The organism is Paraburkholderia tropica (assembly GCF_900109265.1).
GTDB classification, from domain to species: domain Bacteria; phylum Pseudomonadota; class Gammaproteobacteria; order Burkholderiales; family Burkholderiaceae; genus Paraburkholderia; species Paraburkholderia tropica.
In genome coordinates, this window is the sequence record NZ_FNZM01000016.1 from 13,230 (window position 1) to 34,080 (window position 20,851).

Below are 20,851 nucleotides of genomic sequence, written 5' to 3' on the forward strand. Positions count from 1 at the left end.
GCCGCGCGCGTAGTCGGTAATGCTTGCGCGCGCACCGTTTCGATCGGTCAGTGCGGGAATCCGCGTGGGCCTTTTGCGTGGCCTTATCGCCGCGCTTCGCTGCGGAACTGGCTCGGCGCCTGGCCGACTTCTCGGCGAAAGAAGCGCGTAAAGTATGCGGCGTCGGCGAAACCCAGCATGAAAGCAATCTGTTCCACCGACATATCGCCGAAGATGAGTTCGCGTTTCGCTTCGGTAATAATGCGCGCGTGAATCATTTTGGTGGGGCTTTTCTCGGCGGCGGATGCGCAGGCGGCACGCAATTGCACGAGCGAGACGGCGAGCATCGACGCATATTGCTGCAACGGAAGATTGTCGCGATAGTGCTCGTCGATCAGTTTGCGAAAGCGCTCCACGAGACGCACGTCATTGCGCGGCACGGCTTCGCTGACGGCTTGATCGAGACGCGCTTCGCGCACCAATGTGAGGAGCAGCATCGTCAGCAGGGCTTCGGTGCCGGCGACCTGTCCCACTGAATCCGATTCCACCTCCTGTTTCAGGCGCTGAATCAGGCTGTAGATTTCGCCGGCGGCTTCGGCGTGATAGGCGAATGGCACCATGCGCGGCGCGGACCACAACGCCACGAATTCGCGCAGCCGCGCATTCACCTGCGTGAGGTAGGACACTTCGATCGTGACGACCCAGCGGTCCACATCGATTTCGTAGTCGAGACCGTGAATGCACTCGGTGGGCACCAGCAGCGCACACGGGCCTTCGAACGGCACGCTGCGTCCTTCGAGATTCATCACGCCGCGGCCGTTGCGCACGAAAATCAGTTGCCCGTAGGCCGGATGCGCGTGCGGCGCGGTGCGCCAGCGTCCGCGCTCGGTCACGTGGCCAACGTGCACGAACCAGTTTTCTTCCTCGGCGGGTTCGACGTAAAGCCGAACTTTGGGAACCGCGCTCAGGCGGTTTGTGCCGACGGGTCGGTTCGTGGGCTTGATGAGGGTTGCGCCGTGGGCCATGAAGTCTCCTGGACGACCGTTCGTGCGGCCGCCATTTCAATGGTGATGCGCCGGAACGCTGTACCGTCTGGGCGGGGTCCGCGTGCGACTTGCTCGATTTGCTCCCTGCAAAAAGGGACCGTGAAACTCGTCCTATTCTTTCACAGGCCGTCCTTGTCGGCCACTTGCGATATACCCCGAGACCGGCGCCAGGAACTTTCCGGCGCCGGCTCGATTCGTTCGTCAGAACGTGTGGACCATGCCGAGAATGACGCCGCGCGTATTCGAACCCGGCGCCACGGTCGGGCCGGCGTAAGCCGTGCCATTGAGCGTGAAGGCCGCCTGATTGCGGTTATTGATAAACGCGGCCGATGCATAGAGCGTCGTGCGTTTCGACAGATAGTGCTCGTACGTCATGCCGATCTGCTGCGCATTATTGCCCTTGCCGGTGCGATCGTGCAGATAACCGTACATCAGCGCGAGTTGATCGGCGGGGCCGAAACTCCACGAACCCGACCCTTCATAGACGTCGCGCTTGATGCTGTTGTCAGTTTGTTTTTCGGTGTGATACGCGAGATAGAAGCGCGCCGGACCGACGCCCACCGATGCGCCCGCGTTGAACACTTTCAGCGCGGATGTGCCGGTGGCGTTGTCCGCCTGCTCGTAGCCCGCCGCCACGCGGAACGGCCCGTTCTCATAACGCGCAGCGGCGTTGTAAAACTGCAGGCCGTTGCTCGGCTTGGTGGTGGAATCACGCATCGCGACCATGAATTGCGCGCTCAGTCCATAGACCGTTGGCGTGAAGTAGGAGATCGCATTGTTGACGCGAATGGTCAGCGAATTGAAGTTGAGCATCGGCGAGCCCATGCTCATCACGGCGACCGGATCGAGTTCGCGATTCAGGAAAATGTATTGCGGCGTGTTTTGCAGGCCGAATCGCACTTCACCGAACGCGCCCGACAGACCGACCCACGCCTGACGATTGAAGGCTTCCGCAGCATTGGCCGCCGCGCCGGTCATGGCCGAGAAGCCTTGTTCGAGCTGGAAGTTGACGTGCAGTCCGCCGCCAATATCCTCGGTGCCTTTCAGGCCGTAGCGGCTCGCGAACAGACCGCCCGAGGTGGCGCGCACGACCGAACCGTTGCCGCCATTCTGATACTCGATGCCATTGTCGATCACGCCATAAAGCGTGACGGAAGATTGCGCATGGGCCGTCTGAAACAGACAGGCCGACGCCAGGCCGGATGCCACGACTAGCATTCGCTTCATTCTTGTCTCCACGTTGATTTTATTTATTGCGCTGCAGGGCCCGAATGGCCGCTGATGATCTTCTCGATGAATTCCTGTTTCAGTAATTTGGATGACTAATTAATGGCGTTATGAAGGTCGCGCTGAATAGTGCGGCCCTCGACGGAGAACGAGTGGGAAAGGTGCTTCAGTAGCCGGCCATTTCGCGCGCGGCGCCCACGACGCCGTAGGTGCGCGAGGGCGCCGACATCAGGAAGCGATATCCTTCCTGAATGAGTCGCTGATGATTCTTCGCCGTAACGTGCGGGTGCCCGACCACGACGTTGTGCTTTTTGCAGGTCTCGACGATCTGGCGCATTGCGTCGAGCACTTCCGGATGTTCGTATTGACGCGGAAAACCCAGTTCCTGGCTCAAGTCGCCTTCGCCAATCAGAATCAGGCCGATGCCGGGCACGTTCGAGAGGATGTCGTCGAGGTTCTCGATCGCCTGCGTGCTTTCGCACATCAGGCCAACGAGAATTTCACCGTGCGGCGCGAGCGGCCAGACGTCGGCCTTCTCATAGTATTGCGGCATCGACAGGCCCCAATAACGCGAAGCATTGGCCGGTCCGTCGCCGCGCACGCCCTTCGGTTCATAGATCGGCGCATGCTTCGGACGCGCATAGCGGCACGACGCCACCGCGTTATACGCCTGTTCGACCGTGGCCACGTGCGGCCAGATCACGCCGTACGCGCCGCGATCGAGCACCTGCTTGGCGAAGCTCTGGTTCATCTCCGCGCCGTTCGCCGGAATGCGCGCGATGGGCGTCACGCGCGGCGCGACCGAGCCGGATTCGGCAATCTGCTTGCGGCTCAGCATGTATTGCAGCGCGTCGCCGAATGCCGAAACGTCGTACGGGTTGTGCTCCATTTCGAACACGACGCCGTCGTAGGGCGCATCGCTCATCTCGATGGCGCTCTGCTTGTCGAGCTTCGAGAATGCGGCGAACGCGGCCTTGCCGGATTCGAGCGTGCGGATAATGCCGTTGATGCGGGTATCGCTCATCGTGTTGCCTCTTTGCTGGCGAATGATGCGTTATTCTTCGGCTTTCCAATACATGAAGCCCATGCCTTCGCCGGTGCCGGCGGGCGTGCGCCAGCACGGGACGTAATCGACGAGCGTCATTTCCGCGCCGGTTTCTTCGAGCGCTTTCATCACGCTCACATAGAGCTTGATTTCCGAGGTGCCGGACTGATACGAGCGATCGTCCACGGCGGCGAGGCCTTCGTAGTCGTAATTCGCCAGCATCTTCATGATGCGATGATCGAACTCTTCGTCGTTGACGAAATGCGAGAGGCCGCCCGAGGCGAAGATGCCCACGCGCACATCGGCGGGCCACGCCGCGATCGCTTCGCGCAACACGCGGCCGAATTCGATGCAACGCGACATCGAGGGCTGCGTCGGCGGATAGAAGCAGTTCATGATGATCGGTACATGCGGCGGCGGATTGTCGTCCATGATCTGGTGATAGACGAAGCTGTACGCGTGCGGCGCAACCGGGTACTCGGGCAACGGCTTCATCCAGACGTTGTCGGGCCACGCGAACAGGTCGGTGAGATCGAAGCCTTCCGCCTGGAAGCGGTTGATCAGATACGTGGCCAGTTCCGGATGGCACGCGTGCGTGACATGCCGGTCGGGCGCGTAGACGGAGCGCTGCGGCGGGCCGTTGTGAACTTCCGCGCCGCTATAGATCGCGATGGAAGGGGAGAAGTCGGTGAAGATTTCCTTCTGGTCCTTGCCGAGAATAATCGCCACGTCGATCTTCGCTTCGCGATACGCAGCGGCCATCTTGTCGAGCGCCACGCGGCAGCGCGCCGCGCGCGCGGTGCGTTCTTCCAGCGTTAGGAACGGCGCGAATGCCGCTTCGCGATGGGCTTCCAGTTCGGGATAGGTCCACGTCCGGTTGCGGAACCACAGTTCCGGATTATTGCGGTCGCGCTCGCCGTTCTTGAGCCAGTCTTCCGGCGCCTGGCCAAGCATGCCGCTATGCGGTACGGCCATCCCGAATACGATTTTCGCCATATGAGTTGTTTCCAGTGTTCAATCAGTCGACACGGTCAGGGCCGTGGTCAAAACGTGGGAGGCAGCAAGTGCTGCGGTATTGATTCGGAGTCCGTTGCTTATGCTTCGCGTAATTCGGGTTGCGGCTCGTTCGCTTTCGGCGCCCAGTCGGGGCGATAGAGAATCGCAGTGGCGGCCGCGCCGACGAGCAGGAACACGAAGATCACCATCATCGGCAGGTCGTAGCTCTTGCTGATATGCAACAGCCAGCCGGAGAGACTCGCGGCCACGCCGCCCGCGAAACTCGTCGCGACCTGCTGCACGCCGGTCACGAGGCCGACCGTCTGCTTCGGAATCAACGTGAGGCGCGAGAGCACGAGGTTGTTGGCGGTCGTCAAACCGAGCAGCGAAAGCGAGAGCACGTTCCAGAACAGCGCGGCTTCGAGCGAGTGGGCATAGGCGCCCAGCAGCACCGTGCAGCCGCCGACGAAGCCCGCGATGATGAACGCCTTGCGCACCGCGATGGCATTGGCGCCGCGTGCGATGATGCGGTCGGCCGCCCAGCCTGCGATCGCCGCGACAATGGCAATGCCCGCGAAGCTGAAGAAGGTGAAGATGCCCGAGCGTCCAATCGACAGACCGCGTTGCTCGACGAGATACGCGGGCATCCACGTCATGCAGAAGAACGTGAAATAGCCGTAGCAGAAGTTGGTGATCATGCCGCCCCAGACCACCGGGCTCGACAGAATGCTCGCGAGGCTCACCGTGCGCGCGCTGCGGTCGGCCTTGCGCAAGGTTTCGCGCGAGGGCAGGTCGTTGCGCACCATCAGCAGCCAGGGCACGAGCCAGAGCAGGCCGACGAGACCCGTGGCAACGAACATCGCCTTCCACGAGTAGTTGACGATGAACCACGCGGCCACCGGCGCGCCGATCGCGGGGCCGAATTTATTGCCCATTGCGAGAATGCCGACGGCGAGACCGCTCTGGCTTTCGTGGAAGTTATTGCGGATCCAGCGATAGCTTGCCGGGATCACAATCGCTTCGGCGATACCGACGAGCAGGCGCATGACGACGAGGCCGGCCAGCGTGGTCACCGCGCCCATCAATGCGGTGGCGGCGCACCAGAGCGCGAAGCAGACCGCGTACGGCCATTTCACGCCGTAACGGTCGGCGACCCAGCCCATCGGCACCTGAAACAGGCCGTACGACCAGAAGAACGCGGAATTGATCCAGCCGCGGTCGACGTTGCTGAGCGCGAAGTGACGGATAAACGTGCTATCCGCCAACACGCTGGAAATACTGGTGCGATCGATAAACGACGTCAATACGCCGATCGCGAGCAGGGCGAGTACGGCCCAGTTGCCCACGATGCCCGATCGTTCGGTTTTGCTCGTCTCCATGTGCTTTCTTCTTGCCTCGGTTATTGCCAGGTTGATGCTGATTTATTGCTCGACGACTGCTCGATTGATGCGATTACTGATGCAACTACTGATGCGATTACGGATGATGCAATTACGCGGCTTTCGCACCGTGGCTGTGTAGCGCCGGATACAGCTTGAGCGCCGTCTTGCCGAAAATCCATGCGCGATCGGCGGCGTTCAGGCACTGCAGTCCGGATTGCGCGGTGGCGAGAATTTCTTGCAACGTGCCGCTCGAGGTCGGGAAATTCGATCCCCATGCCATGCGTTGCGCGCCAAATGCTTCCACCACGCGCGGGAAAAACGTTTCCGCGCTTGCTGCGTCTTTCCTGACGTCGCCGAAAATGCGTGGCGTGAGTTTCAGAAAGATGTTTTCGTATTCCGCGAGTTCAAACAGACTCTGCGATTTCGCGTAGGGCGGGCCGTCCGTGACGTCGGGGCGCGCGAGGTGATCGAGCACGATCGGCACACGCGGAAAACGTTGCGCCAGCGCGCGCACTTGCGGAATGCCGACCGGACCGGTCTGAATGCACATCGGCAGGCCGAGGTCCGCGCACAATTCCCACGCGGGAAACGCGCGTGGATCGTCGAGTTCGCTCGGGTCGAATTCTTTTGTGCTGCCGCCGGTGAAGAGGCGCAAACCTTCGAGACCCTGTTCCACCCATTCCTGAATGCGTTGCGGCGCATCCGGTTGCAGCACGTCGACGGAACCGACGGCGACGAGGCGGCCCGGATATCGCGCGCAACTCTCGGCCACATAGCGATTATCGAAGCCGTATGTCGTGGACGAATGCACCACGGCCGCTTTGCCGACACCTGCCGCATCCATTGCGGCGATCAGCGTTTCGACGGTCGTCGGGCGTTGCTTCGACCAGTCCGAGCGCTTGCCGAACAGCGGCGCGGGCGGATAACGACCTTCGTCATCGGAGATGATGTGCGGGTGAATGTCAACGATTGAGCCGGGCATGAGCGTCCTGGAATGTGTGCGCGTTATCGCTTCTTGTCGCTTCGTTCTTTGTCGCTTCTCTTCATTCAGTTTCGCGTTGCCTGCGGGTCCACGAAGAGATCGTCCAGTGCAAGCCGGCGCGGCGTGAGGCCTTGCCTGAATGCGGTGGCTTCGAGCGCCTCGATGGTCTTGCGATTCGCTTCGATGCCATAAGGCAGTGGATCGTCACCCACGATATTTCGGAGTTCCATGTATTTCTTGTCGCCCGCGCTGGTCGCTTCGCCCGCGTCGAGACGGGCGAGCCATTCGCGCTTGGCTTGCGCGAAGGCGTCGTCGAGCGAACGGGCGATCCACGGATGCTCGGCGAGAATCGCGTCCTTCACGACGATGGTGCCGTGCATCGGATAGATGCCCGTGCGCGCGTAATAGTCCTTTTCGCGCGCGGCGGCGTCCGGCAGCAGGTCGGGGTAATCGGCTTCGACTTCTTTCCAGCCGCCCGTGGGCGCGCCCGTGCGTCCGATGCCGGCCGCCGCTGCGAAGCCGCCGGCGAGTTCGCCGCTTGCCATCATGTCCGCGAGCGAGCTGCCGGCGGGCGCGTGCACGACGTTCGACGGCAGTTTCAGTTGCGTCACGTGCTCTTCGTCGTCGACGACCCAGGTGACTTTGGACGCATCGAGACCGAATTCGTCGATCAATACCTGACGCGTCCACACGCCCGTGGTGACGGAATACGCGCGCACGCCGACCTTGCGGCCTTCGAGGTCTTTCGGATGGCGAATGCCCGCTTCGGGGCGTACGAGCAGGCCGCCGTGGTGGAAGCGGCGCGTGACGAAAATCGGCAGGCCGACGAACGGCGCGCCGTACGCGCGGGCGATGATATAGGTCGTGGGCGCGAGTTCGCAGACGTCGAATTCGACGTCGCGCACCATGCGCCGGAATGCGCCGATCTGGGGCTGGACCGTGACGAATTCGGCGTCCACGCCTTCGATGGGAATGGAGCCGTTGCGAATGGCCGACGTATGCGGGTGTTCGCCAATTGCAATTTTGAGCCGCACCTTATTAGCCAACATTCGTCTCCTTGAATGGGTGTGCTGTGCTTTGATGGAGAGAGAATATTTGAGCGGCCCGCGCGCGTCCCTATACAAAAGGGAGATTCGATGGCACTTTTTTCATGATGATCGGCTCAGGCGGCCCAATTTGTCGTGGCCGTCGCGCGCCCGGCTTGTACGTTCTGCCTGGCGGGCTGTCGTGGCTCGCTGCCCGACTTGCGGTTGACGCGCCACCGCGCCGCAACTCACGTACCATCGCGTTCTTTGCAATGTGACCCTTTTCGATTCGCGCGGCCATGGACAATCTTGGAGATATTCGCCTCTTCGTCGAGGCGGCGGGGCAGGGCAGTCTGTCGGCGGCGGGCCGCAAGCTGGGGCTGTCGCCCGCGGCCGCGAGCGCGCGGCTGGTCAAGCTGGAGGGCGCGCTGCATACGCAGTTGTTCGAGCGCTCGACGCGCAAGCTGCGTCTGACCGACGAAGGCCGCCTGTATCTCGCGCACTGCCAGCACGCGCTGCAAACGCTCGACGATGCCCGCGCGGCGCTCCAGGCGGGCCGCGCTTCGGTGAGCGGCGCGCTGCGCGTGTCGGCGACATCGGATTTCGGCCGCACGGTGTTGCGCCGCTGGCTCGACGCGTTCAACGATCAGCATCCGAACGTGACGCTCACGCTGGTGCTCTCCGACTCGCTGTCGCATCTGCTGCAAGACGATATCGATCTCGCGATCCGCTTTGGCGTGCCCACGGACAGCTCGATGGTCGCCAAGCGGCTCGCCGACAACCGGCGCGTGCTCTGCGCGTCGCCCGCGTATCTGGAGGCGCATGGAGCGCCTTCGCATCCCGACGAACTCGGCGAACACGACTTTATTCTGCTGGCGTCATCGGCGGGCGTGGCCAATAGCTGGCGCTTCTCGCGCGGCGCGGAGACGGCGCTGTTCAGCGCGCCGCTCGACCGTTCGCGGCAGACGAACGACGGCTCGCTCGCGCGCGAGTGGGCCGTGGAAGGGCGCGGCGTGGTGATGAAGTCGATCTGGGACATCGGCGCCGATCTGCAGGCGGGCCGCCTGCGCGTGCTGCTGCCCGAGTGGCGCTGTCCGGACGTGCCCGTGCACGCGCTCTTTCAGCGCACGCTCTATATGGCGCCGCGCGTGCGGACCTTGCTCGACTTCCTCGAAGCGGAGTTCGCGCAGGCGGCCGGAACGCTCGCGCCGTATCTGGCATAGCGTCCCGGCACGCGCATTACGCTGCGATCACCGCCTTCGGTTCGAGAAACGCTTCGAGTCCGGCCACGCCATATTCGCGTCCGATGCCCGATTGCTTGAAGCCGCCGAACGGCGCCGCCGGTTCGTGCGCGAGCGTGTTGACGAGTACGCGCCCCGCCTCGATGCGCGCGGCCACCGCGTTCGCGCGCGCCGTATCGGCGGAACAGATATAGGCTTGCAGCCCGTACGGCGTGTCGTTGGCGATCTCGATGGCGTGCTCCGTATCGCGGTACGCGATGATCGCCAGCACCGGCCCGAAGATTTCCTCGCGCGCGATCGTCATGGCATTGGTCACGCCGCTGAATACGGTCGGGCGCACGAACCAGCCCGTGGCCGCGCCTTCGGGCCGCCCCTCGCCGCCCGCGAGCAGACGCGCGCCTTCGTCGATACCCACGCGGATATAACGTTGCACGCGCTCCCACTGCTTGCGGCTGACCATCGGGCCGATGCTCGTGCGCGGGTCGCGCGGATCGCCCGATTGAATCCCGGCGACGGCGTCGACGATCTTCGCCTCGAATTCCGCCAGACGCGCTTGCGGCACCAGAATGCGCGTGCCTGCGATGCAGGCCTGACCGCTGTTCATGAAGCCCGCCTGCAGCGCGAGCGGCACGGCGAGGTCGAAATCGGCGTCGTCGAGCACGATCATCGGAGACTTGCCGCCGAGTTCGAGCGTCACGCGCTTGAGCGTCTCGGCACCCGTGCGCAGGATCGATTTGCCGACCGCCGTCGAACCCGTGAACGAGAGCTTGGCGACGTCGGGATGCGCGCTGATCGTCGCGCCCACGGTATCGCCGCGCCCGGTGACGATGTTGAACACGCCCGGCGGCAGACCGGCTTCGTGCAGCGCCTCGGTCACGATGCGCGTTTGCATCGCGCTCATTTCGCTCGGCTTGACGACGGCCGTGCAGCCCGCCGCGAGCGCGGCCGCGAGTTTGCCGCAGATGAAGCCCGCGTTGCTGTTCCAGGGCGTGATGAGCCCGGCCACGCCGAGCGGCTGCATCGTCACCTCGGCCGTGCCGGCGCGGCGCGTGAACGCGTACTGTTCGAGCACGTCGGCGGCGTCGCGCAGCACGTTCGAGGCGTGCTGCGCCATCCAGCGCCCGCGCGAAACCGGCGCGCCGTATTCCTCGACGATCGCTTCGAACAGCGCGTCTTCGCGCGCCAGCACGGCCGCGTGCAGACGGCGCAGCATGGCGACGCGTTCGTGCTGCGGCGTGCGCGAAAAGGCCGCAAAGGCGCGCTTCGCGGCGGCGACGGCGGCGCGCGCGTCCTCGGCGTCGGCGAGGCGCACGTGGCCGATCACCTGCCCGGTGGCCGGGTTGAAGAGTTCGAACAGCTCGCTGCCGTGCGGCGTGACGAACGCGCCGTCGATATAGATGGTGTCGATGACCTGCATGGTGGCTCCGGAAAACGTGGCGACCAGCACACGATAGTGCGGCGCGATTGATCCGACTAGCCGTACAATCGAGGACGAGTCATTGAGCGATTTAGGATAATGAAGACATCGGGACTGGGCGAACTCGAAGCCGTGCTCGCGGTGGCGCGCCACCGCAGCTTTCGCGCGGCGGCCAACGAACTGGACGTGTCCACCTCGGCGCTGAGCCATGCCGTGGCGGCGCTGGAGGCGCGTATCGGCGTGCGGCTGTTCAATCGCACCACGCGCAGCGTGGCGCTGTCCGAAGCGGGCGCGCAGTTCGTGGACAGCGTCACGCCCGCGCTGTCCACCATCCGCGAGGCGATCGAGCAGGCGGGCAGCTTTCGCGACACGCCGTCGGGCACGCTGCGCATCAATACCTCGCTGGGCGCGGCGAAACAGGTGATGCCGGTGTTCGTCGAATTTTTGCGGCGCTATCCGGAGATGAAGCTCGACATCGTCACCGAAGGGCGGCTCGTCGATATCGTGGTGGACGGTTTCGACGCGGGCATTCGCCTCGCCGACACCGTGCCGCAGGATATGGTCGCGGTGCCGTTCGGCGATCGTCAGCGTTTTACGGTCGTCGGCAGCCCGGCGTATTTCGCGCGCAACCGCAAGCCGCGCGTGCCGATGGATTTGCGCGCGCATCGCTGCATTCGCGCGCGTATGCCGAGCGGCACGATTTATCAGTGGGAATTCGAGCGGCGCGGAGAAAGCGTGCGGATCGACAGCGAAGGCGCGATCACGCTCGACGACGCCGACCTGATCCTGCGTGCGGCGCGCGCCGGCTTGGGGCTCGCGTATCTGACCGAATGGAATGTGGCCGAGGATCTGGCGCAGGGCACGCTGGTGCGCGTGCTGGAGGGCTGGTTGCCGCCGCTCGACGGTCTGTGTCTGTACTATCCGAGCCGGCGGCATGCGCCCGCGGGATTGCGGGCGCTGGTGGAGACGATCCGCGAGTTTGCGGAGGTGGAGAGGAAAGCGTCGAAAGCAGGGAAAGCGGACGAACGCGCCCGCCAACCCCGCGCTTGATCCACTTTAATCGAGCACCTTGTTACCCGTCTCTTCGAACATCGACACGGCGATCAGCGAAATCGCCACGCAGCCGATCATGTACCACGCGGGCGCCATTTTGCTGCCCGTTTCGCGGATCAGCCAGCTCGCCACGAGTTGCGCCGTGCCGCCGAAGGCCGACACCGCAATCGCATACGCGCTCGACATATATCCGGCGCGCAGATGCTTCGGGAAATTCTCCGGCATCAGCGCATAGGCGGGCGCGCTGCCCATCGTGTAGCAGAGCATCAACACGATCAGCGCGGCGAGCACCACGGGCAGCGACGGATAGTGCGTCATGATCCAGAACGCCGGATAGAGCAGCACGATCAGCGCCACGCGTCCGATGATCGTGAGCGGCTTGCGGCGGCCCATGCGATCGGACCACGCGCCGTAGATCGGGCACATCACGAGCGAGATCGTGCTCGACGCCACGCCCGCGAGCATCGACATCTTGCTCGGCAAGCCAAGGTACTGGATGCAGTAGGTCGGCATGTAATACATCATCACGTACGTCGCCACCGACATGCCCATGATCGAGAAGATCGTGAGGAACCAGTTGCGCACGTAGAGGCCGCGTTTCGGGTCGTCGCGACTCGCCAGCGCTTTGGGCGCGGGCGGTTCTTCGCGAATATGGCGGCGCAGATAGATGCCGACCGGCGCGATCAGCGTGCCGACGAGAAACGGAATGCGCCAGCCCCAGCTATGCATCGTGTCGGCGGAGAGCAGAAAACCGAGGCTCGCCGCGAGACCCGAGCCGAGCAGCGCCGCCGCGCCCTGGCTCGCGAGCTGCCAGCTCGCGCGAAAGCCACGGCTGGCGTTGCCGCCCATTTCGAGCAGCGTCGCTGTGGCCGCGCCGAATTCGCCGCCTTGCGCGAAGCCCTGCAACAGACGCGCGGCCACGATCAGCACCGGCGCGGCCAGGCCGATCTGCGCGTACGTGGGCGCGAGACCGATCGACGCGGAACCGATCGCCATCAGCAAAATGGTGAGCGTGAGCGCCGGCTTGCGGCCCGCGCGGTCGGCGTAGCGGCCGAGCACGATGCCGCCGAGCGGACGCATCACGAAGCCCACCGCGAACACCGCGAACGCGAGCAGCGACGAGGTGATCGGATCGTCGGCGGGAAAGAACTGATGACCGATGGTGAGCGCGAAATAGCTGTAGACCGTGAAGTCGAAGAATTCGAGCAGATTGCCGATCACCGCCGCGAGCACGATCTTGCGTTGCTGGCCTGGCGTCATCGGCGGCGCGTCGGCCTCGTGCGGGGAAAGCGTGGAAGTGCTGGCGGTCATGCTGGGGCCTTGGCGAGGTAGCGTTCGACGAGCCGCGTCCAGAACGCGGCGCCGATCGTGAGGTTGTCGTCGTTGAAGTCGTAGCGCGGGTTGTGCAGCATCGGCTGGCCTTCGCCGTTGCCGAGCCGCACGAAACAGCCGGGGCGCTGTTGCAGGTAGTACGCGAAATCCTCGCTGCCCGCGATGGGCGGGAACGGCGCGATCACGCGTTCCGGACCGACCAGTTCCTCCGCGATTTCGCGCGCGAAAGCGGTTTCGGCTTCGCTGTTCACGAGCACCGGATAGCCGCGGATAAAGTCGATGTCGGCCGTCGCGCCATACGATTGCGCCTGCGCATTCACCACCGCGCGAATGCGCGCTTCGAGCGTTTCGCGCACGGTCGGCGAGAACGAACGCACGCTCATTTCGAGCACGGCGCTTTCGGGAATCACATTGGCCGCGTGGCCCGAATGGAACGAACCGACCGTGATGACGGCCGCTTCGTTCGGATCGACGTTGCGCGCGACCACCGATTGCAGCGCCATCACGATGCTGCTGCCGACCACCACGGGATCGACCGCGAGGTGCGGGCGCGCCGCGTGGCCGCCGCGTCCGTTCACGCGCACCTTGACCGTATCGCAGGCCGCCATCAGCGCGCCCGAGCGGAAGCCGAACGTGCCGACGGCCACGCCCGGATGATTGTGCAGACCGAAGATCGCATCGCAGGGAAAGCGCTCGAACAGGCCGTCGGCGAGCATGCGCACGGCGCCGCTGTCCGAACCGGCTTCCTCGGCGGGCTGGAAAATCAGGTGCACGGTGCCGTCGAAATTGCGCGTCTTCGCGAGTTGCTGCGCCGCGCCGAGCAGGACCGTGGTGTGGCCGTCGTGGCCGCACGCGTGCATCTTGCCGTCGTGGATGCTGGCGTAGTCGAGGCCGGTCTGTTCGTGGATCGGCAGCGCGTCCATGTCGGCGCGCACGCCCACGGTGCGCGTGCTCGTGCCCGACTTGAGCGCGGCCACCACGCCGTGGCCGCCCACGTTGCGCGTCACCTCGTAGCCCCACGATTGCAGCTTGTCGGCGACAAAGCGCGCCGTATCGGCCTCCTCGTACGACAGCTCGGGATGCTGGTGAATGTGATGACGAATCTCGTCGAGTTGCGCGCGGGCGTCGGCCAGGTCTTCGATCTGGCAGTAACGGCTGTCGCTCATGGTGCGGGGCTCCTCCTTGTTGTGCGGGATGCAGGCGGCGTCGATGCGGATGGCGCATCGCGCTTCGCCTTGCGAAAGGCTTGCTGCAAAGGACAAGCCCGAGTATTGCATCGACGAAAAACTCGACCGATGACTGAAACGCGTCGAAAATGTTGCTTTCAAGTCAACGATTCGCGCGGCGGCGGGTGTTCGGTGTGTTCGATACGCATCGAGCCGAAGCGAAAGCAAGACGAAAGGAATGCAACATGAGTCCCACGGAGAACGGCGCGGAGCCGCTGGCGGAACGCTGGATCGACGAAATCGGTGAAATCGGCGAGCGCACGCTGCGGTATCTGGCCGAAATCGCCGCGAGCGGCGGCGTGCGCATGGCCGCCGAAACGCTCGGCGTAAACCCGTCGGTCATCAGCCGGCAGGTGGCGGCGCTGGAGCGGCGGCTGCGTTTTCCGCTGATCGAGCGGCGCGGCCGCAACGTGGTGGTGACGGAGATCGGTCAGGTGCTGATCGACCACTACCGCGACAGCCAGCGGCGTCAGCGCGACCTCGCGGCGCGGCTGGAGGAGTACCGGCAATTACGGCGCGGACGCGTGGCGCTCGGCGTGGGCGAGGGGTTCGTCGGCAATCTGATTGCGCGCGCGTTGCAGCGTTTTTCGATGACGTATCCGGACATTCTTGTCGAGATCCGTTCGGGACCGACGCCGGTCGTGCTCTCGCTGGTGCGCGACGATGTGGTCGATATCGGCCTGTGCACCCGCACCGCGGACGATCCCGCGCTGCGCATTCACACCTTTGCGTCGAAGCCGCTGTGCGCCGTGGTCGCGCCCACGCACCGTTTTGCGAGCATGGCGAAGGTGGCGCCCGAAGCGCTCGCCGAAGAGCGGCTGATTTTCATGCGCGAGGCGTTTGGCGTGCAGCAGATCGTGCAGTCGCTATTCGACGAGGTCCGGCTCAATGTGATTCCGGCCTATCGCGTGGATCTGTTCCATACGGCGCAGACGCTCGCGGCAGGCGGACTCGGCGTGGCGTTCATGTCGTCGATTACCGCGCGGCGCGGCATCGAACTGGGCGAACTGGTGGCGGTGCCGATCGATCATCCGATCGCGGCGGGCTTCGGCAGCCAGATGATGGCGCGCGTGGGGCGGCGGTTGTCGCCCGCGGCCGATCATCTGTGGAAGCAACTGGCGCGCAGTTTCGTGCAGACGACGGGGAAATAGCGGGAAAGCGTTGCAGCTGGAAATGCTACTAACGGTCAGTCGCTCCTTCAGCCCTGGAACGAAATTTTCGCTCGCCGCACGATTTTCGACTCACGCGCTCGTTCGCTAATGACGAGCAAGTGAGCGGCGCGAAAAATAGCACGATTTTTTCTATCGGTGCTATTTGATTCGACATCCGAATGAACGGAAAAAGGCGGCGCGAGTCATGCGCCGCCTTTTCATTCGGTTATTCAAATATCGCTGCAATCAGGCAATCAATTCCGCGCAATCAATATCGCGAAAGCTGGCTGCCATTCATCTGCACATGATCGCCGGGGCGCAGATCGCCGGGCGTCGGCACATTGAACGAGCGCATCGAACCGTCGCTGACCTGCACGTCGATTTGATACGACGTGGGCTGTGCCCCCATCTGCTGACCGATCTGATTGCCCGCCACCGCACCGCCCAGTGCGCCGATGACGGTGGCCGCATCGCGGCCATGACCGCGCCCGAACTGATTGCCGATCACGCCGCCGAGCACCGCGCCCACCACGGTGCCTGCAACACCGGAAACCGGCGACGCGCTGCTGACCGGACGCACATTCGTGATCGTGCCGTATTGCGCGCCGTATTGGTTGCCGTACTGGCCGCCGTTCTGCGTGTCATAAGCCGGTGCGGGCGGCGGCGGTGCGTAAGCCGGCTGCTGCACGGTCGCCGGTTGCGCATAGACGGGTTGTGCGTACGCGGGTTGCTGCGCGTACTGCCCCGAATAAGTCGAGCCATAACCCGGACCATATCCGGGCGCCACGCAGGCGGTCAGGGAGAGCGTCGTGACGGCGGCAATCGTCGCAAGAAAGACGGATTTCGTAGTGAGCATCGGCATGGTGTGATTCCCGCATCGGCTTGCGAAATGCGCCGATGTCAATGTGGAGAGCGAATGCGCCGGAGTATAAGGAATGCGCGTTCGCCCGTCCGATGCCGCCCGGTAACAACGTGTAAAGTCTGTTGCCGGGTCAGCGGGGGGAAATCACAAAAGGGACGCCGTTTATTCGTCGTTGCCGCCTCGGCTCCTGTGTTGTGCCGCGAGTTTGTCCTGCTGCGCGGGCGGCACCGGATCGTAGTGACTCAATTGGATGCTGTAATTGCCGTTGCCGCCGGTCAGCGAATTCAGGCGCGACTGATAGTCGTTGAGTTCGGCGAGCGGCACTTTGCCCGCGATCACCATTGCATTGCCGCCCACGGTGCGCGTGCCGTGCAATTGCCCGCGACGCGACGAAAGATCGCCGATGATGTCGCCCATCGACGTCTCCGGCGTCATCACTTCGATATCGACAATAGGTTCGAGCACGATCGGCTGCGCTTTCAATATGGCGTCGATAAACGCTTTGCGTCCTGCCGTCACGAACGCCACTTCTTTTGAATCGACCGGATGGCTCTTGCCGTCGAAAACGGTCACGCGCAGGTCCTGCATCGGAAAGCCCGCGAGCGGGCCGCTCTCCATCACCTGCTGAATGCCTTTTTCCACGGCCGGAATGTATTGCGTGGGAATGGCGCCGCCTTTCACGGCATCGACGAATTCAAAACCCGCGCCGCGCGGCAGCGGCTCCACGCGCAGCATCACTTCGCCGAATTGCCCCGCTCCGCCCGTCTGCTTCTTGTGACGGCAATGGCCTTCCGCCTTGCCGCCGATGGTCTCGCGCCACGCAATCGTGGGCGGGCGCGTGATGACTTCGAGCTTGTGCTGTTCCGTGAGCCGTTCGAGCATGTAGCGCAGATGCAGTTCGCCGAGCCCGCGTACGACGGTTTCGTTCGTGCCGGCAGGGTGGCTGATCGACAGGCAGGGATCTTCGGCGGCGAGCTTTTGCAGCACTTCCCAAAGGCGCTGTTCGTTGCCGCGCCGCGCCGGTTCGATCGCGAGTCCGTAAATCGGATTCGGAAATTCGAGCGGCACGAGATGCACGTTGCCGTCTTCGGGCGCGTCGTGCAACACGGTGTCGAAGTCGATGCCGTCGGCCTTCGCCACCGCGCAAATATCGCCGGGACCGGCGCGCGGCACGTCGGTATGGTCCTTGCCTTGCAGCCGCCACAAATGCGCGACCTTGAACGGCTGGCGGCCATTACCGACATACAACTGGCTGTCACGCGCGACCGTGCCCTGATGAATGCGAAACACGGCCATTTTGCCGATATACGGATCCATCACGATCTTGAACACATGCGCGAGCACATGCCGCGTCGCGTCGGGTTCGGGCTGCACGATCTCGGTCTTGCCGTTATGGGTCTCACGATAATAGAGCGGCGGATTGCCTTCGGTCACATTCGGCAGCAGGCGCACGAATACGTCGAGCAATTGCTCGATGCCGGCGCCCGTGGCCGCCGACGCAAAACACACCGGCACGAGATGGCCTTCGCGCAGCGCGCGTTCGAAGGGTGCGTGCAATTGTTCGGGCGTGATGGCCTCACCCTGTTCGAGATACAGCTCCATCAGTTCGGGATCGAGTTCGATCACCTGATCGACGAGTGCATTGTGCGCCGTCTCCACGGCATAAAAATCGGCCTCGCCGGCCGGATTGAAAAAGCAGTCCACCACTTCACTGCCGCCTTTTGCGGGCAGATTGATCGGCAAACAGTTTTTGCCGAAACGCTCCTGAATATCGGCGAGCAGGCCGGGCAGATCGACTTTCTCGCCGTCGATGCCATTCACGACGATCATGCGGCAGAGCTTGCGCCGCTGCGCGTAATCCATCATGCGGGCCGTGGTCATTTCAATGCCGTTGCGCGCATTGATGACGATGGCCGCCGTTTCGACGGCGGGCAACGCGCCGATGGACAGTCCCGCAAAATCCGGATAACCCGGCGTATCGACGAGATAGACGCGCGTGTCCTGATGATGAAAATGCGCGACCGTGGAATTGAGCGAGTGATGATATTTGCGTTCGAGTGCGTCGTAATCGCAGAGCGCCGTGCCGCGACTCACGCTGCCTGGCGAGTGCAATGCGCCGCCGCGATGCAGGAGCGCTTCGGCAAGCGAAGTCTTGCCGCATCCGGCGTGGCCGACCAGTGCGATCGTGCGGATGGCTTCGGGACTGTAATCCATGATCGCCATCGTCCTGTAGAGGCGTGTTGGGGCATTATTGGCGAAATTTCTCGCGCTTGCCAGCGTTAGCGAAACGGCTGCGTGCGCTCGACCGGTTCGTTGCGGTGCAGTATTTCAGCACCTTTTTTCAGGGTTTTTTCGTGCAAAACGCTGGCGCGTGCGTTCGCCGGTTGCGCGTGTGCGATGCAATAAAATCGGCCACGCTCACTCTGTCTAACGTTCGCGCGTCGGCCCCAGCCGATCGAGCAACGCGGTCAGCAGATCGACCGGCAGCGGAAACACGATGGTCGAATTTTTGTCGGCGGCAATCGTGGTGAGCGTTTGCAGATAGCGCAACTGCATGGCCTGCGGTTGCTGCGCGAGCCGTTGCGCGGCCAGCAAGAGTTTCTCCGAAGCCTGCAATTCGCCTTCGGCGTGAATCACTTTCGCGCGGCGCTCGCGCTCGGCTTCGGCCTGACGCGCAATCGCGCGAATCATCGTTTCGTTGAGGTCGACGTGCTTGATTTCGACTGTCGACACCTTGATGCCCCACGCGTCCGTTTGCGAGTCGAGCGTCTTCTGGATATCGGCGTTCAGTTGCTCGCGCTCGGCCAGCAGCGCGTCGAGATCATGCTTGCCGAGCACCGCGCGCAATGTGGTTTGCGCCAGTTGACTCGTCGCTTCGACATAGCGCGCAACCTGAATCACGGCCTTTTCCGGATCGACGACGCGGAAATACACCACGGCATTCACTTTTACCGAGACGTTGTCGCGCGTAATCACGTCCTGCGAGGGCACGTCGAAGACCACGGTCCGCAGGTCGATGCGCACGGCCTGCTGCACCACGGGAATGATCAGCACGAGACCCGGCCCTTTGACCTTCCAGAAGCGGCCGAGCATGAACACCACGCCGCGCTCGTACTCGCGAAAAATGCGGATCGACGAGATGGCCAGCAAGACGACGAGCACGGCGAGCAGGCTCGAAAATCCAAACGTGTAGCCGATCATGTCGATTCTCCTTGCGATTGCGGCGGCCCGTTCGCGTCGTGTAGCGGCACGACGCTCAGCGTCAGGCCGCTGCGCGCAGTCACGCGGACCGGCGTGCCCGCCGCAAGCGGAAGCGCGCACGTCACGCGCCAGCGTTCGCCGTGCACGCGCGCCCAGCCGTCGGCCGTTGCGTGCGGGGTGGGGGATCGGTTGGCGGCGTCGACGTTCAGGCCGTCGTCGAGAATCACGCCGAGGCTGCCGACCAGCGCTTCCGCGCCCGTCACCACGGGCCGTTTGCGCGCGCGCAGCGCGACGCTCGACATGAGCGCGACCAGCGCCGCGCCGCCGAGTGCGAGACCGGCGATGAGCGGCAAGGGCACGCCGTAGCCGGGCACGTCGGTGTCGATCAGCATGAGCGCGCCGATCGCGAACGCCACGATGCCGCCGAAGCCGAGCACGCCGAAGGTCGGCAGGAACGCCTCGGCGACGAGGCACCCGAGGCCGAACAGGACGAGGCCCAGGCCGGCGTAGTTCACGGGCAGCATCTGCATGGCGAACAGCCCCACGAGCAGGCAGATGGCGCCTGCGACGCCGGGCAGCACGAAACCGGGATTCGCGAATTCGAAGAAGAGGCCGTAGACGCCGATTGTCAGCAGAATCAGCGCGACGTTGGGATCGGCAATGATCGAGAGGAAACGGTTGCGCCAGTCGGGTGCATAGTTGACGAGCGGTGCGTGCGCGGTCGCGATGCGCACCATGCCGGCGGCGGTCGCGACCACGCGTCCATCGGCTTCGCGCGCGAGATCGGCGGCGCTGGGCGCGATCAGGTCGATCACGTGTTGCGCGAGCGCTTCGCTGGCCGAGAGGCTCACGGCTTCGCGCACGGCGCGTTCGCCCCATTCGGCGTTGCGGCCGCGCAGTTGCGCGAGGCCGCGAATGTAGGCGGCGGCGTCCTGGGTGGCCTTGCGGGTTTCGGTGGAGGCCGTATCGGTGGGCAGCGCGCCTGCGTTGCCCGATGCCGGGCTGGCCGCGCCGGGCAATGCGGGCGCGCCTGCCGGACCCGGCGCGCCGCCGCCGATCTGCACCGGCGACGCCGCGCCGAGATTGGTGCCCGGCGCCATCGCCGCGAGGTGGCTCGCGTAGACGATATAGGTGCCCGCGCTGGCCGCACGTGCGCCGCCAGGCGCGACATACGCGGCGACCGGTACGGGCGAGGCGAGGATCGCCTTGATGATCTGGCGCATCGAGGTGTCGAGGCCGCCGGGCGTGTCGAGTTGCAGGATCGCGAGCGGGGCGCGCTGGCGCGCGGCGCGTTCGAGCGTGCGCACGACGAAATCGGCGCTCGCCGGCCCGATCGCGCCATTCACCACGATCACGACGACAGCCGCTTGTGGGCGCGCGGGCGTTTGCGCGATGGCGACGGCGGCGGCGCACAGCGTCATCAGCGCGAATAGCAGCGCGAGAAACGAGGGTACGAGTGGAAATAGCGGCGATGCGCGCCGCCCGCTCCGCCGCGCAAGCGGACGATGCTGGTGAAACGCGCGAGACCGCCACGCGATACGCGCGACGGCCTGCGATGGGCGATGAACACGCATCGGCTCGGCCGGACAGTGCGGATCGCGCGCCGCCGGCTCGCAGGAAGGGCTGGGCCCGATTCATCAAGCTTACGCCTTTGGCGCGCGGCGTGGGGGCGGATCGAATTGTTTC

17 protein-coding genes are annotated in these 20,851 nt (G+C 64.0%); 3 read left to right on the top strand and 14 right to left on the bottom strand.

The genetic code is table 11. The features are described from left to right. Window positions 1–83: 83 nt before the first annotated feature. The 7 genes from BMY06_RS25560 to BMY06_RS25590 form a co-directional block, all read right to left on the bottom strand. Window positions 84–1,004, bottom strand: coding sequence for a helix-turn-helix domain-containing protein (locus BMY06_RS25560; protein WP_065060454.1), 921 nt, complete (start codon window positions 1,002–1,004; stop codon window positions 84–86). Between the two features lie 222 nt (window positions 1,005–1,226). Next, window positions 1,227–2,252 (bottom strand): porin, encoded by a 1,026-nt coding sequence (locus tag BMY06_RS25565; protein ID WP_074986054.1) that lies wholly within the window; start codon window positions 2,250–2,252, stop codon window positions 1,227–1,229. Window positions 2,253–2,418: 166 nt separating this feature from the next. Then, a complete protein-coding gene (locus BMY06_RS25570) occupies window positions 2,419–3,276 on the bottom strand; it encodes an HpcH/HpaI aldolase family protein (protein ID WP_074986055.1) in 858 nt (285 codons plus the stop codon). Window positions 3,277–3,306: 30 nt separating this feature from the next. Beyond that, window positions 3,307–4,293: a DODA-type extradiol aromatic ring-opening family dioxygenase gene (locus tag BMY06_RS25575; protein ID WP_065060457.1), complete on the bottom strand. Its 987-nt coding sequence runs from the start codon at window positions 4,291–4,293 to the stop codon at window positions 3,307–3,309. A 98-nt stretch (window positions 4,294–4,391) separates the two neighbouring features. After that, entirely contained in the window at window positions 4,392–5,672 is a 1,281-nt protein-coding gene (locus BMY06_RS25580; RefSeq protein WP_065060458.1) for an MFS transporter, read from the bottom strand. Window positions 5,673–5,784: 112 nt separating this feature from the next. Beyond that, a complete protein-coding gene (locus BMY06_RS25585) occupies window positions 5,785–6,657 on the bottom strand; it encodes an amidohydrolase family protein (RefSeq protein WP_074986056.1) in 873 nt (290 codons plus the stop codon). A gap of 65 nt (window positions 6,658–6,722) precedes the next feature. Further along, window positions 6,723–7,706 carry an ABC transporter substrate-binding protein gene (locus tag BMY06_RS25590; protein WP_074986057.1) on the bottom strand — a complete coding sequence of 328 codons (984 nt, stop codon included), beginning with the start codon at window positions 7,704–7,706 and terminating at the stop codon, window positions 6,723–6,725. A gap of 275 nt (window positions 7,707–7,981) precedes the next feature. Between BMY06_RS25590 and BMY06_RS25595 the strand changes: the two genes are divergently transcribed. Continuing rightward, window positions 7,982–8,905, top strand: a complete 924-nt coding sequence (locus BMY06_RS25595) for a LysR family transcriptional regulator (RefSeq protein WP_065060461.1) — start codon at window positions 7,982–7,984, stop codon at window positions 8,903–8,905. A 16-nt stretch (window positions 8,906–8,921) separates the two neighbouring features. Here the strand turns inward: BMY06_RS25595 and BMY06_RS25600 are convergent, their stop codons facing one another. Beyond that, window positions 8,922–10,340, bottom strand: coding sequence for an aldehyde dehydrogenase family protein (locus BMY06_RS25600; RefSeq protein WP_074986059.1), 1,419 nt, complete (start codon window positions 10,338–10,340; stop codon window positions 8,922–8,924). A 99-nt stretch (window positions 10,341–10,439) separates the two neighbouring features. Between BMY06_RS25600 and BMY06_RS25605 the strand changes: the two genes are divergently transcribed. Then, window positions 10,440–11,390: a LysR family transcriptional regulator gene (locus tag BMY06_RS25605; protein ID WP_065060463.1), complete on the top strand. Its 951-nt coding sequence runs from the start codon at window positions 10,440–10,442 to the stop codon at window positions 11,388–11,390. Window positions 11,391–11,396: 6 nt separating this feature from the next. On the opposite strand, the gene BMY06_RS25610 is transcribed toward BMY06_RS25605, so the two are convergent. Beyond that, window positions 11,397–12,704 (bottom strand): MFS transporter, encoded by a 1,308-nt coding sequence (locus BMY06_RS25610; protein ID WP_080180375.1) that lies wholly within the window; start codon window positions 12,702–12,704, stop codon window positions 11,397–11,399. After that, the gene (locus BMY06_RS25615) at window positions 12,701–13,891 is read right to left on the bottom strand and encodes a M20 aminoacylase family protein (RefSeq protein ID WP_065060591.1); all 1,191 of its coding nucleotides are present in this window, start codon (window positions 13,889–13,891) and stop codon (window positions 12,701–12,703) included. The genes BMY06_RS25610 and BMY06_RS25615 overlap by 4 nt, the downstream gene beginning before the upstream one ends. A 245-nt stretch (window positions 13,892–14,136) precedes the next feature. Here BMY06_RS25615 and BMY06_RS25620 point away from each other — a divergent pair, with 245 nt between their 5' ends. Continuing rightward, window positions 14,137–15,102: a LysR family transcriptional regulator gene (locus tag BMY06_RS25620; RefSeq protein WP_065060464.1), complete on the top strand. Its 966-nt coding sequence runs from the start codon at window positions 14,137–14,139 to the stop codon at window positions 15,100–15,102. A 268-nt stretch (window positions 15,103–15,370) separates the two neighbouring features. Here the strand turns inward: BMY06_RS25620 and BMY06_RS25625 are convergent, their stop codons facing one another. The 4 genes from BMY06_RS25625 to BMY06_RS25640 all read right to left on the bottom strand — a co-directional run bounded on the left by BMY06_RS25625 (window position 15,371) and on the right by BMY06_RS25640 (window position 20,739). Beyond that, on the bottom strand, window positions 15,371–15,964 hold the full coding sequence (locus BMY06_RS25625; protein ID WP_074986061.1) for an outer membrane lipoprotein: 594 nt from the start codon (window positions 15,962–15,964) through the stop codon (window positions 15,371–15,373). 162 nt (window positions 15,965–16,126) lie between these two features. Next, a complete protein-coding gene (gene fusA / locus BMY06_RS25630; protein WP_065060592.1) occupies window positions 16,127–18,178 on the bottom strand; it encodes an elongation factor G in 2,052 nt (683 codons plus the stop codon). Window positions 18,179–18,391: 213 nt separating this feature from the next. Next, on the bottom strand, window positions 18,392–19,165 hold the full coding sequence (locus tag BMY06_RS25635) for a slipin family protein (protein WP_074986062.1): 774 nt from the start codon (window positions 19,163–19,165) through the stop codon (window positions 18,392–18,394). Continuing rightward, a complete protein-coding gene (locus BMY06_RS25640) occupies window positions 19,162–20,739 on the bottom strand; it encodes an NfeD family protein (RefSeq protein WP_074986063.1) in 1,578 nt (525 codons plus the stop codon). The genes BMY06_RS25635 and BMY06_RS25640 overlap by 4 nt, the downstream gene beginning before the upstream one ends. Window positions 20,740–20,851: the final 112 nt, after the last annotated feature.